Genomic DNA, 7,244 nt, shown 5'->3' with positions numbered 1-7,244 from the left:
TAATAGCTACTAGAGGAAGCGTAAATCTGAGCATGTAGTGATAAGGACTGAGCGAATTTTGCTCAGTTTTTCTAATTAGAAACGATAACGTAACAGCTATATGAAAAAGTACACTTGTCTAAACAGGACTATTGTCAATCTAATCTGTCCAGATTTGTATATAGTCGATCTAATTTAGCAGCTAATAGATCCATATGCACCATTCTTGCCTCTCGTATATATTCCTTTCCATTTACAAATAGAAGAAGCACGGGAACTGTAAAAATGGAAAAATGACCAGCCACTTCTTCTACCTGCTCTGCTCGTATATGTACAGCGTTTATTTTAGGGTAATTCTCCATGAGTGATTCCACTTGTGGTAATAAGCTATGACATACACTACAACCTTGACGAGATACATAGAGAAAGGCAAGACGATTTGTATCGATAAAATGGTCAATCTCAGCAATGTTTGTTAATTCAGGAAAATGATTCATTGTTGCTCCCACCTGTACGTAGTAGTAATATGGACCGTCCTTATCCCGCAAATAACTGGCAGTAAGCTCCCCACTTCATGTAATAAAGAGAAAAACTAATATGGATAAAAGGGGGATCAACTGCCAGTAAATGTCCGATTGGTTCACCTAACCATTCGTGGGGATAAACAAAAACCCTACGGATAGAAGTTTCACTTTAGATAGATCGATGCTCTTATCATACCATGCCCTGACTGTAACTACGCTCCTAAATGCCTAAGTTTGGATGGATTTCAAGCATCAACATCTTTTAAACGCTTCTGAATGGGGAGATGGGAAAACTTTTTCTACTGATGGTATACGAGTTCCAGAAGGGACTTACAAAAAGCGGTGAATTCGCAAAAGTAATAACTTTATACGAAAACACCGCTTTTTCCATTTTAAGGTTGTTTTTTGGGTACGTGCTCGAATATTTCACCACTTGCGAAGAATTCAGTAACTCGTTGAATCCAGTCATAGTAATCCATCCACTCTCGTATTTCATGGAGAAGCTCATTAATTGCTTGTTCATTTTCTGCTGTTACATCTGCTTCTTGTTGTAATGTATCTAATTTTTGAATTAACCGTTGTTCAAAATTTCTGCTACGATTAATCGCCTTTTGCCATGTAAATATGAACAGAGAAATAAATGTCTGATAATAATCTTCTTCCACTTGATATAAATCTTTTCGGACACCTTTCTTAAATACACGCTCAGCAATGTTCATATCAATCATTTCCCGAACAACCTGACTCATTCTGGTTTTGCTCATTCCGGTCTCAGCAGATAGCTCGTCTAGAGTCATTGGTTCTCTATTCATATAAATGATACCAAGCACGCGTCCAACACTTGTCGATACCCCAAAGGCGTTCATATTATCTGTTATCTTTTCAATAAATTGTGTTTTAACATTTTCAATTTGTTCTGTATTATTCATTGTATAAATCTCCTTATTGGCATGCTCTTTGAACTGTACCACATTGTAGCTAAAAACCAAAATGATGAAAGCAACATATTATTTATATAATTTGCCAAGGGAAAGGAATAATAGAATAACATCTTTAACAATTGATTCTACAATTAGATCATTGTAAATGGAACAATGATTTTGGATGCCATTTTTCCTCCATGATAAATCGTTTCATTCGCTACAACCCCATCTTTATGGGTTTTTGTTGTCTTACCGTTGTTTAAATTAATATCATACAACGGTGCGTTACTTGCTGCAATATCTAGCCGTATCTGATGGCCCTTTGGTAACGTATATGCAGTTGTTCCAATTTCTGCTAATAAACAAATTGGGTGGCTGTCTATCACCTTTTCACGATGAAATGAGTGCATTAGTACCCATGCTCGACCGCTTGGATCTACATCAGCTATTCGTAAAGAAATATCACATAAGCTTGTTGGAGAAGAGCACCAAATTTCTGCTTTGAGTGTGCCTAATAGTTGGATATCATTACTTATCGGCTTCGTTGTATAAACAAGCACATCATTACGTTCATGCAGATCGTTTATATCAAATATACCTGAATCAACACCTGCTATCAACGAACCCCCTCCACGAGTTGGAACAGGATTGTATGGATCAAGTGTAAGTGAACTTTCTGTCACCTGACAAGACGGAATGGAAACTAACTTTCCATCTCCTGCACTTGTCTGCGACTTACCGTTACTTTCCAAAAAATATTCTTGTTGTTTAACGATAGGGAATTCATCGTATGCCGCCCATTTTTGTTGTCCCATCAAATAGAGTTGTACCGGTTTTTGGATATACAATGGCTTATCTTTTAACCATTTATCAAACCATTGTATATGCACTTTGGTAGGGTCTGTTATTTGGTCAACACCTATATTCTTAGCTGCGCCCTCAAAGAATTTTTCACCAGCATGACCAGTCATTTGTTCATGCGTCCACGGACCAATCCACAGCATTTTTTCCCCATGATATGCTTTATAGGCTTGTAATGTTTGGGGAAGCAATGCGTCAAACCACCCTCCCATAAAGAGAGCTGGTATATCTACATCGCGTAATTGACTCTCCAACTGCACACGTTCGATGAAATGATCGTCCAACCTTCCTTGCATAACATCAAAGAAAAATGAGTCTGGATCAAGGTTCTTCATTGGTGACCACTGGCTGGCGGGTGCCTCATGCAAATATTCGGTTATATGTTCCAAATAATGATTTAGCTGTAAGTCATCTAACTGATTTTTTCGTTTTAATTGATCCTCTATAATGGAACCTAACACCCATGTTTCAAACTTGCCAATCGCATGAGGAGTTGATCCAGTACCAATCATATCTCCAAAAGGATCAGCCATTGTCATAACAGGGGCTATGGCTTTTAACGATGGTGGTTGTTCCACTGCAGCAGCAAGTTGTGTATAACCATGATAAGACATGCCAAACAATCCGACTTTTCCATTAGAAAATGGGAGACGAGCCGCCCATTCTACTGCCTCATAACCATCTTTTCCTTCATGTACAAATGGATAGAATTCTCCATCGGAGGCGTATCTTCCTCGTACATCTTGGAGTATTACCACATAACCCGCTTCTACCATTCGTGGTACTTCTAGGTACTCGTTATAATAGCGAGGCGTTTCCTTGTTATATGGGAGCCTTAACATAAGAACTGGGAATTCTCCTGCTTCAGTGGGACGGTAAACATCGGATCGTAAAATCGTTCCATCCGATAATTCACAGATTATATTCTTATCTATCAACAGGTTATGAGCCTTCATCATTTCCCTCCTCGTTAAACTGTTCATTGAACCTTACTTAGAAGATTTCACCGGTTGCAGTTTCCGTTCAATCCATCCCATAATCAGGTCAGCAATAATCGCCATTAACGCAGTTGGAATAGCACCGGCAAGAATGATCGGTGTGCCATCTGTTGCATTTGTTCCAGTAAGGATAATCGCCCCTAGGCCACCAGCACCAACAAAAGCTCCGATTGCTGCAATACCGATACCAATAACTAGCGCGGTGCGAAGCCCAGCCATAATAACACTAACTGCAAGAGGCAATTCAACCATGCGAAGCAGTTGAAATCGAGTCATTCCAGAGGCATATCCAGCTTCAACCACATCTTTATTAACCTCTTTCATGCCAACATATGTATTTTGCGTAATTGGCAAAATGGAATAAAGCATCAGGGTAACTATTACAGTATTCGTACCAAGTCCCATTACAATCATAATAACAGCCATTGCTCCTAATGCTGGTATTGTTTGGATAATACTGCCGAAAGCCAGTACCCAACTGCTTAATTTCCCGTATTTTGCAATCAATATACCAAGCGGAATGGAAATAATTGCTGCAAATAATACACCATAGGCAGCCATTAGAAAATGCCTGTAAAACTGCACCCAGATATAACCGCTATTCTGACTAACATAATGGATAAATTGTTCCAATGTTTCCATTTCACTCACCCGCCTTTACTGACTGCTCAAAGTAATTATGTTCTTCAAGAAATTGTTTAGCTACCTTCCGAGGGTTTATTAATTCCACATCTGCTTGATAATTTAGCTCTTGCATGGTTTCCGTAGAGATTTGATCATTTAGTCGTTCCGTGATCTCTTGAATTTTTGGATATTTCTCTAGTACCTTATTAGCAATCACTGGTGAAGCGTCATAAGGTGGGAAGAATTGTCGATCATCTTCAAGCACTTTCAGATTAAATTCTTTAATCCGTCCATCAGAAGAATATGCTAGAACAACATCCATATAGCCACTAGCGGCTGCTTGATACACGAGACCGATGTTCATTGGAAAAACCTCTCCAAAAGAAAAATAGGTTTCTTGAAATCCGTCATATCCGTCCCCTTTACGATTAATCCAAGCATTATCAACACCGAAACGTAAATCATTCGCATAAGGCTCTAAATCAGATATCGTTTCAATATCATTTTCTTTGGCGAATTCCTCTGTCACAGCTACAGAATAACTATTTTCAAATCCATATGGAGCCGCCCAAGTTTGATGGAAACGATCTAGAAATTCACGTTTTACAATTTGTAATGCTTTATCTGGGTCGGTGATCGGGTCCATACCAAGAGCTCCAGATAAATCTGTTCCTGTATAACGTGTACTTGTAATATCCAGATCCCCTCTAGTCATGCCTTGATGCTGAACGATAGATGACCCAAGATGCGTCACTAAGTCCGTATCTGCATCCGTTTCTCTCTCAATCATGATTGACAGCATTTCCGCAAGAATTTGGGATTCCGATGTACCTAATGCCCCAATTTTAATTGTTTCATTTGTTGTACTTGCTAGTCCAGGCAAGGAACAGCCAGAAAGGAACACAAATAGTAGAAGTAATATGCTGCCTTTATAAATCATTCTTTTCACATTTACACCTCCAAGTTTATGCCGTTTTATAAGAATCCTTTAATCCATCAGGTGTTAACCAATCTTCTAAAAATGCAAGTGAGCGATCTGCAATTAAGGCAAGTATCGTAGCCGGTATTGTCCCAGCAATAATTAGAGACGGTTGATATAAGTTCAATCCATCAAAAATAAAGTCACCAAGTCCTCCACCGCCAATGAAAGCTGCAAGTGTTGCCCAACCAACAAGATAAACAGTCGATAAGCGAATACCTGCCATAATTACCGGTAGAGATAAAGGAAGCTCCATCTTCACAATCGATTGCCAATTGCTCATTCCCATTCCTTTACCTGCTTCTTTTACTCCCTGATCAACATCACGCACACCAATATATGTATTACGTAAAATCGGTAGCAAGGAATAGAAGAATAGTGCGAAGATCGCCGGAATCTTCCCAACTCCCATGATGGGAATGAAAAATGCTAGAATTGCTAGACTTGGAATAGTTTGTAATATACCAATAAATGAGATGAAACGATCGGCAAAATTCGGTTTCCTCGATAAGATAACTCCAAGCGGTACAGCGACTAAAACACCGAGAATAATCGCTGCTAGTGATATATATAAATGCTCCCACGTTTTAACAAACAGTTCATGACCGTATTCTGCAAGAAAATCCATCATTTTTGCTTCCCTCCTACTCTGCTCCTGATGCAGCTAGTATTTCATTCGTCTCCATACCATCGCCCCATATCGTGTCATAGACGAGGTTAGCTAATGTCGCACGTGTCACAATTCCTGCTAGTTTTTTTTCATCATCAACAACAGGCACATATTTCACTCCTCTACGGAGAATTTTGTGAACGGTATCACGTAATAGACTATAGCGAGAGACGAAAAATAACTCTTTCTCCATTATTTCTTCTACAAGATGCATCTTTTTATAGTTTAAATTAATACCTTCTATGTCAATAAAGCCTTGGAGCTTATTCTCACTATCTACCACTAACAATGAATCTACATGTCTATCTTTCATTGTAGATATAGCAGATTTCAATGTCGTTCCCATTTGTACTGTTACAGGTGAATGCTCCATGATTTGTTCGACCGTAGTAACATCAGGTCGACCTTGAATTAATCGATCCTTACCTAGAAATTCTTCTACAAATTCATCTGCTGGATTTCGCAGAATCTCATCTGGAGTATCTGCTTGGACAATCTGTCCATCTTTCATAATCACAATACGGTCGGCAAGCTTCAACGCCTCATCCATGTCATGTGTTACAAAGACAATAGTCTTATCCAGTTCTTTTTGCAGTTTCTTAAATTCCTCTTGCAGCGCATCTCTTGTAATTGGATCAAGTGCTCCAAAAGGTTCATCCATTAAAATTAATGGTGGATTTGCTGCTAAGGCACGAAGTACTCCAATACGTTGTTGCTGGCCTCCACTTAATTCATGTGGGTATCGATCAAGAAATTCCTCCGGCATATCTACTAGTTGTAATAATTCCCGTGCGCGTTTATCTTTCTGTTCTTTTGACCATTTTAATAGTGTTCCAACAAGCACAATATTTTCTTTAATTGTCATATGTGGCATGAGGCCAATTTGCTGGATCACATATCCGATAGATCGTCGTAATTTTACAGGGTCTTGCTCTATCACATCTTTTCCATCAACAAGAATGGATCCTTCTGTTTTATTAATGAGGCCATTGACCATTTTCATTGTGGTTGTTTTACCACATCCACTTGGACCAATAAAACAAACAAATTCACCTTTTTTAATATGTAAATTCAGATCCTTAACGGCTATTGTACCGTCTTCAAATTGCTTGGAAACGTGTTTAAATTCTAACAATGCTAGCACCTCCATTAATACTGTCGAACTTTGTCGTCCTATACTAGTATAGGAAAAAGAATCGATTATCGAAACAAGCATTTAAATTCATACAGTATAAAAAATTTATAAAATTTATATTGTATAAAGTTTTTATACTGTATAACGTAGAATTGCTTAAAAATTCTTCGTATTTAATGGTGATCTGTTTTTTTACTAAGATAAATAATGGAAAAAAAGCGATATGAAGTTATATGAATCATACAGAAGAATTAGGGTGTCTTGTGGATTGTGGTGAATTATAGAATGTAAAGGCATCTATAAACAATAAAATAAGGTCGAGGGTTAAAAATGTGTGGATAACCTGTGGGAAATGCCGGTGCTGTTTTAACGCAAAGACATATAATAGTAGAAATCATTACAAGCTTGTAGAGATTTGCCCATGAATGAATCTCCCAATACAGAAAGTCGATACGATAGGTATCGGCTTTTTGCTTTATAAGTTAAGAAAGTATAAAATCAGTGCAATGACTGCGTTAAGCCAAGTAGTTATTTTGAAATGTTAGATGTAT

Annotated in this window: 7 protein-coding genes; all 7 read right to left on the bottom strand. The window is 38.2% G+C overall.

Annotated elements, in window-relative coordinates; translation table 11 throughout:
• Positions 1-134 precede the first annotated feature (134 nt).
• Positions 135-476 carry a thioredoxin family protein gene (locus tag Q1A47_RS19415; protein ID WP_026679641.1) on the bottom strand — a complete coding sequence of 114 codons (342 nt, stop codon included), beginning with the start codon at positions 474-476 and terminating at the stop codon, positions 135-137.
• 419 nt (positions 477-895) lie between these two features.
• Complete coding sequence (locus tag Q1A47_RS19410) at positions 896-1,432, bottom strand: GbsR/MarR family transcriptional regulator (RefSeq protein ID WP_026679642.1); 537 nt, start codon at positions 1,430-1,432, stop codon at positions 896-898.
• 143 nt (positions 1,433-1,575) lie between these two features.
• Positions 1,576-3,243 (bottom strand): CocE/NonD family hydrolase, encoded by a 1,668-nt coding sequence (locus Q1A47_RS19405; protein WP_121604456.1) that lies wholly within the window; start codon positions 3,241-3,243, stop codon positions 1,576-1,578.
• A gap of 33 nt (positions 3,244-3,276) precedes the next feature.
• Complete coding sequence (locus tag Q1A47_RS19400) at positions 3,277-3,927, bottom strand: ABC transporter permease (RefSeq protein WP_021292463.1); 651 nt, start codon at positions 3,925-3,927, stop codon at positions 3,277-3,279.
• A 1-nt stretch (position 3,928) separates the two neighbouring features.
• Positions 3,929-4,849, bottom strand: a complete 921-nt coding sequence (locus tag Q1A47_RS19395) for an osmoprotectant ABC transporter substrate-binding protein (RefSeq protein WP_166531017.1) — start codon at positions 4,847-4,849, stop codon at positions 3,929-3,931.
• 25 nt (positions 4,850-4,874) lie between these two features.
• Positions 4,875-5,519 carry an ABC transporter permease gene (locus Q1A47_RS19390; RefSeq protein WP_026679645.1) on the bottom strand — a complete coding sequence of 215 codons (645 nt, stop codon included), beginning with the start codon at positions 5,517-5,519 and terminating at the stop codon, positions 4,875-4,877.
• Positions 5,520-5,532: 13 nt separating this feature from the next.
• A complete protein-coding gene (locus Q1A47_RS19385; RefSeq protein WP_166531016.1) occupies positions 5,533-6,693 on the bottom strand; it encodes a betaine/proline/choline family ABC transporter ATP-binding protein in 1,161 nt (386 codons plus the stop codon).
• Positions 6,694-7,244: the final 551 nt, after the last annotated feature.

The sequence above is a fragment of the uncultured Virgibacillus sp. genome (assembly GCF_947495635.1).
GTDB classification, from domain to species: domain Bacteria; phylum Bacillota; class Bacilli; order Bacillales; family Amphibacillaceae; genus Virgibacillus; species Virgibacillus salarius.
Note: the sequence above shows the minus strand (reverse complement) of the source record. Positions and strands in the feature narration are given on the sequence as shown.

What these genes read in the sequence shown, in the direction of transcription:
- Q1A47_RS19415 (WP_026679641.1), bottom strand. Translation starts at nt 476, where the DNA reads ATGAATCATTTTCCTGAATTAACAAACATTGCTGAGATTGACCATTTT.
- Q1A47_RS19410 (WP_026679642.1), bottom strand. Translation starts at nt 1,432, where the DNA reads ATGAATAATACAGAACAAATTGAAAATGTTAAAACACAATTTATTGAA.
- Q1A47_RS19405 (WP_121604456.1), bottom strand. Translation starts at nt 3,243, where the DNA reads ATGAAGGCTCATAACCTGTTGATAGATAAGAATATAATCTGTGAATTA.
- Q1A47_RS19400 (WP_021292463.1), bottom strand. Translation starts at nt 3,927, where the DNA reads ATGGAAACATTGGAACAATTTATCCATTATGTTAGTCAGAATAGCGGT.
- Q1A47_RS19395 (WP_166531017.1), bottom strand. Translation starts at nt 4,849, where the DNA reads ATGATTTATAAAGGCAGCATATTACTTCTACTATTTGTGTTCCTTTCT.
- Q1A47_RS19390 (WP_026679645.1), bottom strand. Translation starts at nt 5,519, where the DNA reads ATGATGGATTTTCTTGCAGAATACGGTCATGAACTGTTTGTTAAAACG.